Genomic DNA, 15,932 nt, shown 5'->3' with positions numbered 1-15,932 from the left:
GTCCCGATGCAGGATCTCGAATCCGCGGTGGCCGTCGTCGGCATGAGCGGCCGCTTCCCCGGCGCGCCGGACCTGGAGGCCTACTGGGCCAACCTGCGCGACGGCGTCTGCTCCCTGTCCACCTTCACCGAGAAGGAGTTGCTCGCCGACGGCGCGGACGCGGCGGAGCTGCGCAACCCCGCGTACGTCGCCGCACAGGGCCGGCTCGCGGACGCGGACCGCTTCGAGGCGGACCTCTTCGGCTTCAGCCGCACCGAGGCGGCGGCCCTGGACCCGCAGCACCGGGTACTGCTGGAGACCGCCTGGTCCGCCCTGGAGGACGCGGGCCACGCCCCGCTGACCGCCCCGTCCCGCACCGGCGTGTACGTGGGCGGCAGCCCGACCGAACACGCCCTGGCCGCCGGCACCGACCCGGCGCTCGCGGCGACGATCGGCGCCCTTCAGGTCCGAATCCTCACCGACCGCGAGTTCCTGGCACCGTGGATCTCGTACCGCCTGGGGCTGGACGGCCCGAGCATGACGGTCCAGACGGCCTGTTCGACCTCGCTCACGGCGGTCCATCTCGCCGTGCAGGCCCTCCTCCTCGGCGAGTGCGACACGGCGCTCGCGGGCGGCGTGGCCGTCGGCGGTGTGCGCAAGCAGGGCTACGTCCACTACCAGGGCGGGATCTTCTCCCCCGACGGCCGCTGCCGCCCCTTCGACGAGAAGGCGGCCGGCACGGTGCCGGGCAGCGGGGTGGGCGTGCTGGTGCTGCGCCGGCTGGAGGACGCGCTGGCCGACGGTGACCCGGTGCGCGCGGTGATCCGGGGTACGGCGGTCACCAACGACGGTTCCGCGAAGGTCGGGTTCACCGCTCCGGGGGTGGACCAGCAGACGGCCGCGATCACGGAGGCGTGGGCGGCGGCGGGGCTGGAGCCGTCGGCGGCACAGTATGTGGAGGCGCACGGGACCGGGACGGAGCTGGGGGACCGGATCGAACTGGAGGCGGCGAGCGCGGCCTTCGCGGGCGGTGCCGGCATCGGCTTCGGCTCGGTGAAGTCGAACATCGGGCATGCGGACGCGGCGGCCGGGGCGGCGGCGCTGATCAAGACGATCCTGATGCTGGAGAACGCCACGCTGGCCCCGACGGTGGACGTCACCAGCCCGGTCACCGCACTCCGGGACGCGCCGCTGCGGCTGGTGACGGCGACGGAGGAGTGGCCGGACAGGGCGAACCTGCCCCGGCTGGCGGGCGTGACGTCGGTGGGGATCGGCGGCACGAATGTGCACGTGGTGGTGCAGGAGGCACCGGAGCGGCCGACCCGACCGGATCCGGCCGCGCACTCGCTGGTCCTGCCGCTGTCGGCCCGTACCGAGCCCCAACTCGCCGCTCTCGCCGACCGGTTGGCGAGGCGCCTGCGCGCCGCGGACGCCCCGCCCCTCGCCGACGTCGCCCACACCCTGCGCACGGGCCGGGTCGCGATGCCCGTACGCGGTTATGTCGTGGCCGCCGAGGCACGGGAGGCCGCCGACAAGCTCGCGGCGCTGGCCGGCGGCCGCCGGGACAGCACGACCGACCCCCGGGGCGAGGCCTGGCTCGGCGGCGAGGAGGTGACCTGGCCGGCCCTCGACGGGGACGCACGGCGGGTGTCGCTCCCGACGTACCCGTTCGCGGGTGACCGCCACGGCGCGCTGACGCTGAGGCGGCCCGCGGCGGCGGAGGGGACGGCGGAGGCGCCGGGCCCGCCGACACCGGCATCGACGCCGTCGCCGTCGCCGTCGCCCGAGGGCGAACTCGAGGCCGTGGTCGCCGAGTTGGTGATCGAGGCGCTGGATCTCAACGGCGCCGCCGATCTGCAGCAGACGTACTTCGAGGCGGGCGGCGACTCACTGACGGCCGTGCACCTCGCCGGGAGGCTCCGTGACGAATTGGGCATCGACGTTCCGATCCAGCTGTTCCTCGAACCGGTCACACTGAAGGACATGACGAACCGCATCGTCGAGATGAAACAGAACGGTGGCGCCGACGGCGCCCTCGACGCCCTCCTGTCCGAGTTCGAGGCGGAGTCATGACCGTCCCGCTCCCGGACAGCGGGACCCGATGGCTCAGGGGCGTCAGCGCACCCGGCGCGAAGATCCGCCTGGTGTGCTTTCCCCATGCCGGCGGCGCGGCGGGCTTCTTCCACGACTGGGCCACGCTGACGCCACCGGAGATCGACGTCGTGTCGGTGCAGTACCCCGGCCGCCAGGACCGCTTCTCCGACCCGTGCGCGACCACGATGGAGGAGCTGGCGGACGCGATCACGACGGCCCTGCTGCACGAGGTGACCGACGATCTGCCGTTGGCCTTCTTCGGCCACAGCATGGGTTCGTCGGTGGCGTACGAGGTGGCCCGCCGTCTGGAGGACGTCCCCGGCCGCACCCTCACCCGCCTGATCGTGTCGGGCCGCACCCGGCCCCGTGTCCCGCAGGAGCAGGCGCGGGGCCCGCTCCAGACCGACACCGAGATCCTGGACCACGTCCGGCGACTGGACCCCGAGGGCGCCGCCGTCTACGAACACCCCGCGCTGCGGCCGGTGATCATGCCGGCCCTGCGCGCGGACTTCGGGCTGCTGGCGACGTACCGCCCGCCCCGTCTGCACCGGCTGGGAGTTCCGGTCACGGCCTGCGGCGGCGACCGCGATCCCGCCTGCACGATCGAGGACCTCTCGGCATGGGCGGACGTCACGACCGAAGAGCTGGACGTCCGGGCCTTCGAGGGGAACCACTTCTATCTCACCCCGCGCCGAGACGAGTTGCTCGCGCTGATCACCTCGCTGCTTATGTGAGGGGGCGCGTCGAACGGACGTGCAAGAGGTGACGTGCAAGAGCTGAGAGAACTGGGCAGGGCGGCGGGCGGGTTCGAGGCCGTCGCCGCCGCCCTGACGCTGCATCACGGGGTGGTGCCGCCGACCGTCGGGTGCGGGGACGCCGACGACGGATCGGGCTGGATGTGGTGAGGGGGTGCCGCGGGCCCTGCCGGCGGACGGGGACCTGGTGCTCAGCAATTCGTTCGGGTTCGGCGGGCCCAACGCGGTGCCGGCGCTGCGGCGGAGATAGGGGCGCGCGGAGACCTCAGGCGGTGCGCTTGCGTGACGCCGTCTTCTTGGCCGTGGTCTTCTTCGCGGTGCTCTTGGCAGTGCTCTTCGCCGTCGACTTGGCCGCTGTCCTCTTCGCGCCCTGGGCCGTCTTCGCGGTGGACTTCTTGGCCGACGACGCGGTCTTCTTGGCCGCCGCCTTCTTCGTCGCCGCCGTCGACTTCTTGCCCGCCGCCTGTTTGGGCGCCGCCCGGGCCGTCTTGCGCTGGGGCAGGGACCTGACCTCCGCCTCCGCCGGCTCTTCGCCGCGCGACTCCTTCGCCGCCCGCACGCTCTTCTCCAGGGCCGCCATCAGGTCGAGGACCTTGCCGGACTTCGCCGGTTCGGGTGACTCCGGCGGGGCCTCGCCGGCGGCCTTCGCGGCGACGACCTCCTCCAGGGCCTCGCGGTACTCGTCGTGCAGTTCATCGAGTTCGATCTCACCGAGGGTGTCCATCAGGGCGTCCGCGAGGTCCAGCTCCTTGTCGTTCACGGTGACGTGCGCGTCGGGCGCGACGCCCTCCGGGGCGCGGACCTCGTCCGGCCACAGCAGCCCGTGCATGGCGATGGCGTCCTCGACCACGCGCAGCATGCCCAGGCGTTCACGGCCGCGCAGCGCGTACTTGGCGATCGCCACCTTCTGGCTCCGCTTCAGCGCCTCCCGCAGCAGGGTGTACGGCTTGGCCGCGGGCGCGCCGCCCGCCGCGAGGTAGTAGGCGCTGTCCATCTGGAGGGGGTCGATGCGCTCCGCCGGCACGAACGCCACGATCTCGATCGTCTTCGCGGTCGGGAGCGGCAGGTGGGACAGGTCCTCGTCGGTGATCGGGATGATCGTGCCGTCCGCGTCCTCGTAGCCCTTGCCGATCTCGGCCTGGGTGACCTCGCGGTCCTCCAGTTCGCAGACCTTGCGGTACCGGATACGGCCGCCGTCCTCGGTGTGGATCTGACGGAAGGAGATCGAGCGGTTCTCCGTGGCGTTCACGAGCTTGATCGGGATGCTGACCAGGCCGAACGAGATGGCGCCGTTCCAGATGGATCGCACGTGCAGCACCCTTTCGATCGGTTTGCCAGGATCACCCGGACATCCTCCGTGTTTTCTGGAATTCTCATCGTATGACGCCGATCACAGAGGTGGAGGGGCGACGGCTGGCGCTCAGCAATCTGGAGAAGGTGCTGTACCCGGCGACCGGCTTCACCAAGGGCGAGCTGCTGCACTACTACGCGACCACGGCCGACGCCCTGCTGCCGCATCTGCGGGATCGGCCGGTGTCCTTCCTGCGCTACCCCGACGGTCCGGACGGCCAGGTGTTCTTCACCAAGAACGTTCCGCCGGGCACTCCCGACTGGGTCACCACGGCCGAGGTCCCCCGCGTCGAGGGGCCGGCCCGCATGGTGTTCGTGCAGGACCTCGCCAGTCTGATGTGGGCGGCCAACCTCGTCACCGAGTTCCATACGCCCCAGTGGGTGATCGACGCTCCCGGCGAGGCCGACCGGCTGGTCTTCGACCTCGACCCCGGTTCGCCCGCCGGGGTGGTGGAGTGCTGCGAGGTGGCCCTCTGGCTGCGGGAACGGCTGGCGGCGGACGGTATCGAGGCGTACCCCAAGACGTCCGGCTCGAAGGGGCTGCATCTCGCCGCGGCCATCCGTCCCGCCTCGTCCGAGCGGGCCACCGAGTACGCCAAGGAGCTTGCCGTGGAGGCCGAGAAGGCCATGCCCCGGCTGGCGGTCCACCGGATGACGAAGAGTCTGCGGGCCGGCAAGGTGTTCGTGGACTGGAGCCAGAACGCCGCCCGCAAGACGACGGCGACGCCGTACACGCTGCGCGCTCGGCGTGAGCCTGCCGTGTCCGCGCCGGTGACGTGGGACGAGGTGGAGGGCTGCCGCTCGCCGGACGCGTTGACCGTGCTGGCACCGGATCTGGCTGTGCGGCTGGAGGGGTACGGCGACCTGTTCGCTCCGCTGCTCGACGGGGACGCGGCGGGTTTGCTGCCGTGATGTTCCTCGCCCCCGCCGCCCCTACCCTTCCCGACCGGAGGGGCTGAATTTCCAGGCCCAGGCATTCCAGCCCGTCTGGGGGCACCCCCTCTGGGGGAGTTTGAGGACGAGGCCGTTCAGGCCGACAGCGAGGGTCTGGGGGCGGCAGCCCCCAGCAAGGCCCGCAGCAGCCGACACCACAACTCAGCCGGCCGCACGCCACACCCCCCGGTCCCGAGCCATCGCGTGCAGCGCCTCCACGTCCGCCGGTTTCAGAACCCCGCCCTCCCGGGCCAGCCCCGTCACTTCCGTGTCCTTGACGACGCGGACCTCCCGGAGCGGCCCGGTGACGGTCACGTCGGACGGGGCGACCAGGGCGAGGACGGGCCGGACCTCGGCGGTGAGGGCGTAGGAGGCGCGGTCGGCGTCGGCGCGGACGCGGCGGAGCAGGGGGTGGGAGTCCCGGCGGCCGAGGGTGACCATCGGGTCGGCGACGGTCACCTTCTGCTTACGGGCGTACAGGCTGTGCAGCGCGAACAGCCCGCCGGGGCCGATCACGAGGTGATGGATGCGGTCGCCGCCGGGCAGCGGCACGGAGTGCAGTGTGTGCCAGCCCGCGCCGTCGAGCCGGTCCAGCTCCGCTCCGACCGTCTGCTGCGCCGTCAGCGCCCGCTGCCGCGGGTCGGGACGGCGGAGTCGGCCGACGGGTCCCGGGTCGCGGTCGAGGGAGACCAGGAGCGCCTCGCCAGGACGGTTGGGGGCCAGGTCGTCGTCGGGATGCAGGGTCAGCCGGGCCAGCTCGGCGGGCGTGGGGACGGGGGGCGGCCCCACCGTCACCGGGCCGGTGACGAAGGGCCCGAGCGCCTCCAGCACATCCTCTCTGCGGTCGTCGCTGAGCAGGTTGATCCGGGCCGCCTCACGGTCGTACCAGGCGATGTTCCGCCCGTCCGTGAGGCAGACGTAGAGCCGCTCCTGGCCGTGCCGCCAGGTCGGTATGACGCGCAGTTGGCTCATGCACCATCACCCCACTGACCATGGGAACAGGCGGGGTGCTGCGCGGGCAAGAACCCGGTTACCTTTGAGAGGAGTTGGGCAGACCACCCCCAGGGCCTGTGCTGGGGTGGGGGAGGCGCCGTTGCGTACCCGCAGGAAGCAACCCGACGTACCGGCTCCGGACAGCCCGTGGAGCGAGATCGTGCCCGGCCTGTGGATGGGCGGTCACGAGTTCCGGGGGCAGTCGGGCAAAGTGGAGTTCGCCGTCGTACGGGACGAGTTCGATCTCGTACAGACTCTGCTGCGCCTGCCCGGCCACGGGCCCGATCCCGGCGTGGCGCACCATGTGTGGCCGATCCCCGACGGACCGCTGGACGGCACCCAGCTCGCGGGGGTGATACGGCTGGCCGAGGCCGCCTGCGAGGCGCTGGACGGGGGCCGCAGGGTCCTCGTGCGCTGCCACCACGGCTACAACCGCTCGGGGCTCGTCATCGCCCACGCCCTGGTCCGCCGGAACCACTCCGCCGAGCAGGCGATCCGGCTGATACGCTCCCGCCGCTCTCCGTGGGCCCTGCACAACGAGCTGTTCGTCGACTACCTCCGCGCCGGACTGTCGACCGCCCGGCTCCTTGAGGAGCTCGCCGAGTAATCGTTTCGCCCGTCCGCCCACCGGGTGCGCAAAAAGGACTTCCGTCCGAATAGTGTGTACGGGCCGACACCACCCGATCCCCAGGAGAACCGTGCCCCGCAGCCGCCCCGCGCGCCTCGTCGTGCTCGTCGCCCTGCTGCTGGCGGCCACGACCGCCTGTGGTGACGCCGGGGAGCTCCAGGGCGCGGGCCCGACCGAGGTCGCGGTGAGCCCGGACAAGCTGTGGCCGAAACTGACGCCGGCGTCCAGCCCCGCCTATGTCGTGGGCGAGGTGAACAGGGAGGTCGTGAAGGGCGTCGACCTGCCCAAGGGCGACATCCGCGATGTGCAGCCGGTGTCGGTCGTACGCAAGGAGATCGCCGGCCACCGGGACGAGTACAGCGGCAAGGACGCGATGTACCGCGAGACCGGCAGTCTGATGGCCGATTGCGACGAGGGCGCCGGGCGCGGCAAGTGCCCGGTGCTGCGGCCGTACTACCGGGATCTGACCGGCGACGGACGGCCCGAGCTGACGCTCGGCTTCCGGCTGATGCCGGGCAAGACCACCGCGGTGCGCGTCTACACCGTCGAGAAGCACCGGCTCGTGCAGGTGATGGCCTGGGACGACGCCGTCAGCGGCGTCGAGCTGGCCGGACGGTCGGTGATCATACGCTCGCCGTCCGAGGTCGCCGGGTACGAGTACCGGCTGCAGTGGACCTGGGACGCGGACCAGAAGGCGATGCTGCTCACGCACGACGAGATGCTGCGCACCGGGCCGCACAAGAAGACGCCCCGCCCCTCGCCCTCACGCTCCGCGTCGCCCTCCCTCTCCCCGTCCGCCACCCCGTCGGCGAGCACCCCATGAGACTCGGGCTCCCCCGGTGGGCCGGCCCGCTCGCCGTGAAGGCCGCCCTCTTCATCACGGTGATGTGCTGCGCGCTCGCCGCGCTGCTCGGCATCCTCGTGCACGTCTCGGTGACGAACCAGACCGTCGGCCAGGCCCGCGAGCTCGCGCTGTCCCGGCTGGAGGACGCGACGACCGCGTTCGAGGCCGGGGACACCCTCCCGTCCGGCGTCGGCCTGGATCCGCCGGAGCTGCCCGAGTCGCTGCGGGAGCTGGCGGTGGCCGGGGAGCGCGGCACGATGGTCGCCGACCACCGGGGGCGCCCCACGATGTGGGCGGCCGGCCCCGCCGACGGCGAGCGGGCCCTCGCGGTCGAGGTCGACTACTCGCAGCAGGCGCGCACCATCGAAGGGCTGGACCGCGCGATCGTCTGGTCGTCGGCGCTGGCGATCGGCGCGACGGTGCTGGTGGGCGCGTTCGCGGTGACACGCGTGACGCGCCGGCTGCACGCCACGGCCCGGGTGGCCCGGCGGATCAGCGGGGGCGATCTGGACGCGCGGGTCGACGATCCCCGTACGAAGGATCCGACCCGGCCGCAGGACGAGGTGGCCTCCGTTGCTGCCGCCCTCGACTCCATGGCGTCCTCGCTGCAGAGCAAGCTGCTCGCCGAGCAGCGGTTCACGGCGGACGTGGCGCACGAGCTGCGGACGCCGTTGACCGGGCTGCACGCGGCGGCCGAGCTGCTCCCGACGGGGCGGCCGACCGAGTTGGTGCAGGACCGGGTGGCGGCGCTGCGCACCCTGACCGAGGATCTGCTGGAGATCTCACGTCTGGACAGCGGACGTGAGCGGTCGGAGCTGGACACCGAGCCGCTCGGGGCGTTGGCCGAGCGGGTGGTGCGGGCGTCCGGGACGGAAACCGAGGTCGTCGTCGCGCGGGACGCCGTGGTGGAGACCGACCGGCGGCGGCTGGAGCGGGTGTTGGGGAACCTGGTGGCGAACGCGCACAAACACGGGCGTCGGCCGGTCGTTCTGACGGTGGACGGGCCCGTGGTGACCGTGCGGGATCACGGCGTGGGCTATCCGGAGTACCTCGTCGCGCACGGGCCGCAGCGGTTCCGTACGGAGGGTGGGTCCAAGGGGCACGGGCTGGGGCTGACCATCGCGTTGGGGCAGGCGGAGGTGCTCGGGGCGCGGCTGACGTTCACCAATTCGGCGGACGGCGGAGCCGTTGCGACGCTGACGCTCCGCTAGACGCGATCGCCGTCAGGGCGCCCCTCCTCGCTCCATCGGCCCCAAGCCACGCTGGCGCTGAGCCGTAAGGCACACAAGACGGACTAATTGGGTAAGTTCCGGACATGACCAAGGCCGGATCCACCCTGGTGGCAGCGGACGCGCCCGCTCCCGCCGCACGTCTCCCCCGGCGCCGTGGCATCGAACTGGCCCTCATCGTCGTGGCCGTCCTGCTCTCCGTGTACGGCTACTGCGCGGTCGGCCTCGCCAAGAACAACGCCGTCCCACCCGGCGCCGCCGGCTACGGCGCCGGGCTCGGCGTACTCGCGCTGGTCGCGCATCTGGCGGTGCGCCTGCGCGCCCCCTGCGCCGACCCGCTGCTGCTGCCGATCGGCGTGCTGCTCAACGGCCTCGGCCTGGTCCTGATCTACCGGCTCGACCTGGAGACACCGGACGACCGGGCGGCGCCCGCCCAACTCGTGTGGTCCACGCTGGGGGTGGCCCTGTTCATCGTGGTCGTCCTCCTGCTGCGCGACCACCGCGTGCTGCAGCGCTACTCCTACGTGTGTGTCGTGGCCGCGCTCGTTCTCCTCACCCTGCCGATCTTCTTCCCGGCCGTGAACGGCGCCCGCATCTGGATCCGGATCGCAGGATTCTCCATCCAGCCCGGTGAGTTCGCGAAGGTGCTGCTCGCGGTGTTCTTCGCGGCGTACCTGGCCGCCAACCGCAGCGCGCTGGCGTACACCGGCCACCGCGTCTTCGGCGTCAACCGGCTGCAACTGCCCACCGGGCGCGTCCTCGGCCCGATCGTCGCCATCTGGCTGCTGAGCGTGGGCGTACTGATCCTCGAACGCGACCTGGGCACCTCGCTGTTGTTCTTCGGCCTGTTCGTGGTCCTTCTCTACGTCGCCACCGGCCGCACCGGATGGATCGCGCTCGGCCTGCTGCTCGCGGCGCTCGGCGCGGTGGCCGTGGGGCAGTTGGAGCCGCATGTGCACGGCAGGGTCGAGGACTGGCAGCATCCGTTCGCGTCGATCGAGGCGGGCGAGGGCCCGAACCAGCTGTCCCAGTCGCTGTTCGCCTTCGCGGCGGGCGGCATGCTCGGCACCGGACTGGGCCTCGGCCACTCGATCCTGATCGGCTTCGCCGCCAAGTCCGACTTCATCCTGGCGACGGCCGGGGAGGAGCTGGGCCTGGCGGGCCTGTCCGCAATCTTCCTGCTCTACGGCCTGCTGGTGGAGCGCGGCTACCGGGCGGGCCTCGCCCTGCGCGACCCCTTCGGCCGCCTCCTCGCGGTGGGGCTCGCCTCGATCGTGGCGCTGCAGGTGTTCGTGATCGCCGGCGGGGTGACGGGCCTCATCCCGCTGACCGGCATGGCGATGCCGTTCCTGGCACAGGGCGGCTCCTCGGTGGTCACCAACTGGGCGATCGTGGCGCTGCTGATCCGGGTGAGCGACCGGGCGCGCAGTCGCCTCGGCGTCCCCAAGAGCGAGGAGGCCGCCGTGCCGACGGAACCCGACGCCACCGCGGAGGCCGCCCGATGACCCGGCACATCCGGCACGCCGCCTTCTTCTGCGCGCTGCTGCTGAGCGCGCTGCTCGTGAACGCCGCCCGCATCCAGGTCTTCGAGGCGCCGTCCTACGACGACAACATCGCCAACCGCCGCACCACGATCGCCCGTTACGGGCAGCCGCGCGGCGACATCCTGGTCGACGGCACACCGGTCACCGGCTCCCGGGACACCGGTGAGCACCTCCGCTACGAACGGACGTACACGAACGGCCCGATGTACGCCCCCGTCACCGGCTTCGCCTCGCAGGTGTACGGCACGACCCTGCTGGAGCACACCGAGGACGGCGTCCTGTCGGGCACGAACCCGCTGCTGACGCCGTTCCCGCTGTGGAACGGCGTCGCCGTCCGCGACCGCAACCCCGGGGGCAACGTGGTGACCACGCTTCGCAAGGCTGCGCAGGAGGCGGCGTACGAGGGCCTCGCCGGCCGCAAGGGCGCGGTGGCGGCCATCGAGCCGTCGACGGGCCGGATCCTGGCCCTGGTGTCCGCCCCGTCGTACGACCCGTCCGTCCTGTCCGGGAACCGCTCGGCGGTGGCCAGGTCCTGGTCGACCCTGAACCGCGACGCCGACAAGCCGATGCTCAACCGGGCGGTGCGCAAGACGTATCCGCCGGGTTCGACCTTCAAGGTGATGACGGCGGCGGCGGCCCTGGACTCGGGCGTCGTCGAGGACCTGGACGACCGCACCGACTCCCCGGAGCCGTACACCCTCCCGGGCACCAGGACCTCGCTCACGAACGAGTCCAAGGGCTGCCGGAACGCACCGCTGCGCAAGGCCTTCGAGTGGTCGTGCAACACGGTGTTCGCCAAGCTGGGCGTCAAGGTCGGGGTGGACCGGATGGCGGCGACCGCGGCCGCCTTCGGCTTCAACGACCCGAACCTCAAGATCCCCTACTCGGTCGCCGAGAGCACCTTCGACACCGAGGTGGACAAGGCCCAGCTCGCCCTGTCGTCGATCGGCCAGTACAACACCCGCGCCACCCCCCTGCAGATGGCGATGGTCGCGGCGGCCGTGGCGAACGGCGGCCAGGTACGGTCGCCGTACCTGGTGGAGCGCACGACCAGGGCGGGCGGCTCCACGGTCTCGACGGCCGGATCCCGCCCGATGCGGCAGGCCATGCGCCCGTCGACCGCCGTCCTCCTCAAGGAACTCATGGTGGACGTGGTCCGCGAGGGCACCGGCACGAACGCCTGGATCCCCGGCACGACGGTGGGCGGCAAGACCGGCACGGCCCAGCACGGGCTCGGCAACTCCGGTACGCCCTACGCCTGGTTCGTCTCCTGGGCGCAGGGCGACACCGACCTGGAGCCCAAGGTCGCCGTCGCCGTGGTGGTGGAGGACGCGGACGCCGACCGGGGCGAGATCAGCGGCGGCGGGGACGCGGCGCCGATCGCGCGGGCGGTGATGGAGGCGGTACTGAAGTCCCCCTCACCCGAGGACGGTTGACGCAGGCGACCATGCCCACGTACTGAGACACCCCCTGCAACCCCGCAGCCGCCCGACCTATCGTTCGGTCCATGACGACATCAGCCACGCAGGAAGCCGCCTACGAACTCGCCCAGGTCAACATCGCCCGCCTCAAGGCCCCGCTGGACTCCCCGCAGTTGAAGGACTTCGTCGACAGCCTCGACCCGGTGAACGCCGATGCCGACGCCGCCGACGGCTTCGTGTGGCGGCTGGAGGGCGAGACGGGCGACGCGACGGACGTGAGTGTCTTCGGCGACGACTGGCTGATCATCAACATGTCGGTGTGGCGGGACACGAACGCCCTGACCGCGTACATGTACCAGGGCCGCCACCGCGAGATGCTGGCCCGCCGCCGCGAGTGGTTCGACAAGGTGCAGGAGGCGATGGTGGCCCTGTGGTGGGTCCCCGCGGGCCACCGCCCGACGGTCGCGGAGGCCGAGTCCCGGCTCCTGCACCTGCGCACGAACGGCCCGACCCCCTACGCCTTCACGCTGCGCACGCCGTTCCCGCCACAGGGGGCGAAGCCGCTGCTCGGCGAGGTGCCGGAGGGCCTGGGCTGCTCGGTCTAGGACGGATCGGCCTAGGCCGGCTCGGCCTCGGCCCCCGCCTCGATCGCGCCCTCGACCTCCGCGACCCGCTCCCGCTCCTCCGCCGCGAAGCGCTCGGCGTCGAGCTTCTCGGCGATCTCCTCGTCCTGAGCCATCAGCAGGTCCAGATTCGAGTCCCCCATCTCGAACACCCCCATGTCCACATAGGCCTGCTGGAGGCGCTCGCCCCACAGCCCGATGTCCTTGACGCAGGGGACGATGCGCGAGAAGAGCAGCCGCCGGAACAACTGCAGAAACTCGGACCGCTCACTGATCTGCTCGGCCTCGCCCTTCGGAATGCCGAAGTTCTCGAGGACCTCGACACCCCGCAGCCGGTCCCGCATCAGATAGCAGCCCTCGATGACGAACTCCTCACGCTCCCGGAGCTCGGCCTCGCTCAACTGCTTGTAGTAGTCGCGAAGCGCCATGCGTCCGAAGGCCACGTACCGCGCCTCGTCCTGCATCACATAGGCCAGGATCTGCTTGGGCAGGGGCTTGTCGGTGGTGTCCCGGATCATCCCGAAGGCGGCCAGCGCGAGCCCCTCGATCAGCACCTGCATGCCGAGATAGGGCATGTCCCAGCGACTGTCCCGCAGCGTGTCACCCAACAGCGACTGCAGATTGTCGTTGATCGGATAGAGCATGCCGATCTTCTCGTGCAGAAAGCGCCCGTAGATCTCGGCGTGCCGCGCCTCGTCCATGGTCTGCGTGGCCGAGTAGAACTTCGCGTCCATGTCCGGCACCGACTCCACGATCCGCGCGGCGCAGATCATCGCGCCCTGCTCACCGTGGAGAAACTGGCTGAACTGCCAGGAGGCGTAGTGCTTGCGCAGCTCGCCCTTCTCCCGCTCGCTCATCCTGGCCCAGTACGGCGTCCCGTACAGCGCCATCGACTCGTCCGGCGTGCCGAGCGCGTCGTACGGATCGACCTCCAACTCCCAGTCGATCCGCAGCTGCCCGTCCCACTGCTTGTCCTTGCCCTTCTGGTACAGGGCCAGAAGCCGGTCACGCCCGCCGTCGTACTCCCAGCTGAAACGGGCCGCGCCGGACGCCGGCACCTGCCAGATCGATTGCCCCGGATCCTTGGCGTACAGGTCGTATGTCGGCATGCCTCGCAGGCTCACACGCGATAGACGAGCGGTCAACAAGTCCTGCGCAAGGGATTGACGAGCTTGCTGACAAGCAGTCTCATAACAGTCGGACGACGTACCCCCGGGTAACAGAGGTGAGAGACCGATGACGACCCTGACGGAAGCCGACGCGATCGACGGGCTGCGCGACGCACTCGGCCTGCTCAAGGACCGCGAGCAGGTGGCCGAGCGGCTGCTCGCCTCTTCCGCCAAGCACTCCTTCGACCCCGACAAGGAACTCGACTGGGACGCGCCCTACGAGGAGGGCAAGTGGTTCTGGCCCCCCGAGCTGGTCTCGCTCTACGACACCCCGCTGTGGAAGCGCATGAGCGAGGAACAGCGCGTCCTCCTCTCCCAGCACGAGGCCGCGGCCCTCGCCTCCCTGGGCATCTGGTTCGAGATCATCCTCATGCAGCTCCTGGTCCGCCACATCTACGACAAGGCGGCGACGAGCGCACACGTCCGCTACGCACTCACCGAGATCGAGGACGAGTGCCGCCACTCCAAGATGTTCGCCCGCCTGATCTCCCACGGCGACACACCCTGGTACCCCGTCAGCCGCGCACACCAGAACCTGGGCCGCCTCTTCAAGACGATCTCCACCACCCCCGGCTCCTTCACGGCCACCCTCCTCGGCGAGGAGGTCCTCGACTGGATGCAGCGCCTGACCTTCCCGGACGAGCGCGTCCAGCCCCTGGTCCGGGGCGTCACCCGCATCCACGTGGTCGAGGAGGCCCGCCACGTCCGCTACGCCCGTGAGGAACTGCGCCGCCAGATGGTGACGGCCCCGAGGTGGTCCCAGGAGTTCACCCGCATCACCTCCGGCGAGTTCGCCCGCGTCTTCTCCGTGGCCTTCGTCAACCCCGAGGTCTACACGAACGTAGGCCTGGACAGGCGCGAGGCCATGGCCCAGGTCAAGGCCAGCGCCCACCGCCGCGAGGTCATGCAGACAGGCGCGAAACGCCTGACGGACTTCCTGGACGACATCGGCGTACTGCGCGGAGCGGGCCGCCGCCTGTGGAAGTCATCGGGCCTACTGGCCTAGTAGCACCCACGCGGCGCAGCACCCGCGTAGGGACGCAAGGGGACGTGCCGGGGGGTGTCCGCCCGCAGTGGCCGGCGTCAAGAAACGGGGACCACCCTGCCCGACCCCAACCGCCGGTCCGAGGACGGACACCCCCCGGCACGGCCCCGACCCACCACCCACCGTCAGGCGCTACGCGAACCCCCACCGAACCGCCACAGGCCGCCGCAGGCATCAAAACGGGCACCCACACCCACCAGCCACAGGCCCCCGCAAGCACCCCCGCCCAACCGCCGGAGGCCGCCGCAGGCACCCCCGCCCAACCCCGGCGACTACCCTGCTGGTCATGACGCCCTCGGCCCCCACCCCCGCCTACCGTCGCCTGAGCGTCGAGGAACGCCGCACCCAACTCCTCAACGCCGCCCTCACGCTCTTCGCACACCGAGCCCCCGAGGACGTCTCCCTGGACGACGTGGCAGAGGCAGCCGGTGTCTCCCGCCCCCTGGTGTACCGCTACTTCCCCGGCGGGAAGCAACAGCTCTACGAGGCCGCCCTGCGCTCGGCCGCCGAGGAACTCCAGCACTGCTTCGACGAACCCCTCGCGGGCCCCCTCGTCCCCCGGCTGTCCCGCGCCCTCGACCGCTACCTGACCTTCGTCGACCAGCACGACGCCGGGTTCAGCGCCCTACTCCAGGGCGGCAGCGTCGTGGAGACGTCCCGCACGACGGCCATCGTCGACGGCGTACGCCGCGCCGCGGCGGAGCACATCCTCCGGCACCTGGACGTCACCGGCCCCGGCCGCCTGCTGCGCATGACCGTACGGATGTGGATCACCGCGGTCGAGGCGGCCTCCCTGATCTGGCTGGACGAGGGCAAGCAGCCTCCCGTGGAGGAACTGCGGGACTGGCTGGTGGAGCAGTTCGTGGCCGCACTCTCCGTCACCGCGGGCCGGGACCCCCAGACCGCCGCCCTGACCGAGAAGCTGGCGGAGCAGCCGGCCGAGCAGCCGACCGCGGATGGCTGAGACTGGTGCCGTGAAGAGCGAAGACACCCCCTTCGAGGGCGGCCCCATGGACGGCCGGGTCCTGCCCGTACTGCTGGGCATGACGGGCCACCCGCCCAAGACGTACCGCATCCCCGTCCCCGACCCGCACGGCGGCGAGCCCACGGTCCTCGTCTACCGCCGCGTAGCCCGCACACCGGGCGCCCGCATGAGCCTCTCCCAGCGCTGGAAGTACGAGTACGACCCCGAGGGCAAGCATGGCCGCCGCCTGAACTGGCCCTGGTCCAAGCCAGACACCACGCCGCAGAGCAAGCCACACGACTCGAACGAGTGAAGTCACTGAGCCGAGCCGCGCACACCTACCGCGCGAACCGGTCTCCCC

At 71.4% G+C, this 15,932-nt stretch carries 15 protein-coding genes and 1 pseudogene; 13 read left to right on the top strand and 3 right to left on the bottom strand.

The window, feature by feature from the left end; genetic code table 11:
- Window positions 1–6 precede the first annotated feature (6 nt).
- The 3 genes and pseudogenes from ACWGDB_RS25920 to ACWGDB_RS25910 all read left to right on the top strand — a co-directional run.
- Window positions 7–2,052, top strand: a complete 2,046-nt coding sequence (locus ACWGDB_RS25920; RefSeq protein WP_453824602.1) for a beta-ketoacyl synthase N-terminal-like domain-containing protein — start codon at window positions 7–9, stop codon at window positions 2,050–2,052.
- Entirely contained in the window at window positions 2,049–2,807 is a 759-nt protein-coding gene (locus tag ACWGDB_RS25915) for a thioesterase II family protein (protein WP_453824601.1), read from the top strand. The genes ACWGDB_RS25920 and ACWGDB_RS25915 overlap by 4 nt, the downstream gene beginning before the upstream one ends.
- 42 nt (window positions 2,808–2,849) lie before the next feature.
- Window positions 2,850–3,078 (top strand): annotated as a pseudogene (locus ACWGDB_RS25910) (3-oxoacyl-ACP synthase); the annotation flags it as partial.
- A 15-nt stretch (window positions 3,079–3,093) separates the two neighbouring features.
- Here the strand turns inward: ACWGDB_RS25910 and ku are convergent.
- Window positions 3,094–4,137, bottom strand: coding sequence for a non-homologous end joining protein Ku (gene ku / locus ACWGDB_RS25905; RefSeq protein WP_453824600.1), 1,044 nt, complete (start codon window positions 4,135–4,137; stop codon window positions 3,094–3,096).
- A gap of 71 nt (window positions 4,138–4,208) precedes the next feature.
- Here ku and ligD point away from each other — a divergent pair, with 71 nt between their 5' ends.
- Window positions 4,209–5,090 carry a non-homologous end-joining DNA ligase gene (gene ligD, locus ACWGDB_RS25900; RefSeq protein WP_453824599.1) on the top strand — a complete coding sequence of 294 codons (882 nt, stop codon included), beginning with the start codon at window positions 4,209–4,211 and terminating at the stop codon, window positions 5,088–5,090.
- A 183-nt stretch (window positions 5,091–5,273) separates the two neighbouring features.
- Here the strand turns inward: ligD and ACWGDB_RS25895 are convergent, their stop codons facing one another.
- Window positions 5,274–6,083 carry a nuclease-related domain-containing protein gene (locus tag ACWGDB_RS25895; RefSeq protein WP_453824598.1) on the bottom strand — a complete coding sequence of 270 codons (810 nt, stop codon included), beginning with the start codon at window positions 6,081–6,083 and terminating at the stop codon, window positions 5,274–5,276.
- Window positions 6,084–6,204: 121 nt separating this feature from the next.
- Here ACWGDB_RS25895 and ACWGDB_RS25890 point away from each other — a divergent pair, with 121 nt between their 5' ends.
- The 6 genes from ACWGDB_RS25890 (at window position 6,205) to ACWGDB_RS25865 (ending at window position 12,375) form a co-directional block, all read left to right on the top strand.
- Window positions 6,205–6,711: a protein-tyrosine phosphatase family protein gene (locus ACWGDB_RS25890; RefSeq protein ID WP_453824597.1), complete on the top strand. Its 507-nt coding sequence runs from the start codon at window positions 6,205–6,207 to the stop codon at window positions 6,709–6,711.
- A 91-nt stretch (window positions 6,712–6,802) separates the two neighbouring features.
- Window positions 6,803–7,555 (top strand): hypothetical protein, encoded by a 753-nt coding sequence (locus ACWGDB_RS25885; RefSeq protein WP_453824596.1) that lies wholly within the window; start codon window positions 6,803–6,805, stop codon window positions 7,553–7,555.
- Window positions 7,552–8,787 (top strand): ATP-binding protein, encoded by a 1,236-nt coding sequence (locus ACWGDB_RS25880; protein WP_453824595.1) that lies wholly within the window; start codon window positions 7,552–7,554, stop codon window positions 8,785–8,787. Before ACWGDB_RS25885 ends, ACWGDB_RS25880 begins: the two co-directional genes overlap by 4 nt.
- A gap of 104 nt (window positions 8,788–8,891) precedes the next feature.
- Window positions 8,892–10,310, top strand: a complete 1,419-nt coding sequence (locus tag ACWGDB_RS25875; RefSeq protein ID WP_453824594.1) for an FtsW/RodA/SpoVE family cell cycle protein — start codon at window positions 8,892–8,894, stop codon at window positions 10,308–10,310.
- Window positions 10,307–11,785, top strand: a complete 1,479-nt coding sequence (locus ACWGDB_RS25870; RefSeq protein ID WP_453824593.1) for a penicillin-binding transpeptidase domain-containing protein — start codon at window positions 10,307–10,309, stop codon at window positions 11,783–11,785. Before ACWGDB_RS25875 ends, ACWGDB_RS25870 begins: the two co-directional genes overlap by 4 nt.
- A 71-nt stretch (window positions 11,786–11,856) precedes the next feature.
- Window positions 11,857–12,375, top strand: a complete 519-nt coding sequence (locus ACWGDB_RS25865; RefSeq protein WP_453824592.1) for a DUF3291 domain-containing protein — start codon at window positions 11,857–11,859, stop codon at window positions 12,373–12,375.
- An 11-nt stretch (window positions 12,376–12,386) separates the two neighbouring features.
- Here the strand turns inward: ACWGDB_RS25865 and ACWGDB_RS25860 are convergent, their stop codons facing one another.
- The gene (locus tag ACWGDB_RS25860; protein ID WP_453824591.1) at window positions 12,387–13,502 is read right to left on the bottom strand and encodes a ferritin-like domain-containing protein; all 1,116 of its coding nucleotides are present in this window, start codon (window positions 13,500–13,502) and stop codon (window positions 12,387–12,389) included.
- A gap of 127 nt (window positions 13,503–13,629) precedes the next feature.
- Here ACWGDB_RS25860 and ACWGDB_RS25855 point away from each other — a divergent pair, with 127 nt between their 5' ends.
- The 3 genes from ACWGDB_RS25855 (at window position 13,630) to ACWGDB_RS25845 (ending at window position 15,884) form a co-directional block, all read left to right on the top strand.
- Window positions 13,630–14,568, top strand: a complete 939-nt coding sequence (locus ACWGDB_RS25855; protein ID WP_383602753.1) for an AurF N-oxygenase family protein — start codon at window positions 13,630–13,632, stop codon at window positions 14,566–14,568.
- A 325-nt stretch (window positions 14,569–14,893) separates the two neighbouring features.
- Window positions 14,894–15,571, top strand: coding sequence for a TetR/AcrR family transcriptional regulator (locus ACWGDB_RS25850; RefSeq protein WP_453824590.1), 678 nt, complete (start codon window positions 14,894–14,896; stop codon window positions 15,569–15,571).
- Between the two features lie 10 nt (window positions 15,572–15,581).
- Window positions 15,582–15,884, top strand: coding sequence for a hypothetical protein (locus ACWGDB_RS25845; protein ID WP_453824589.1), 303 nt, complete (start codon window positions 15,582–15,584; stop codon window positions 15,882–15,884).
- Window positions 15,885–15,932: the final 48 nt, after the last annotated feature.

It is taken from the genome of Streptomyces sp. NPDC055013, assembly GCF_053608645.1.
This window is presented reverse-complemented; position numbering and strand designations above follow the sequence as displayed.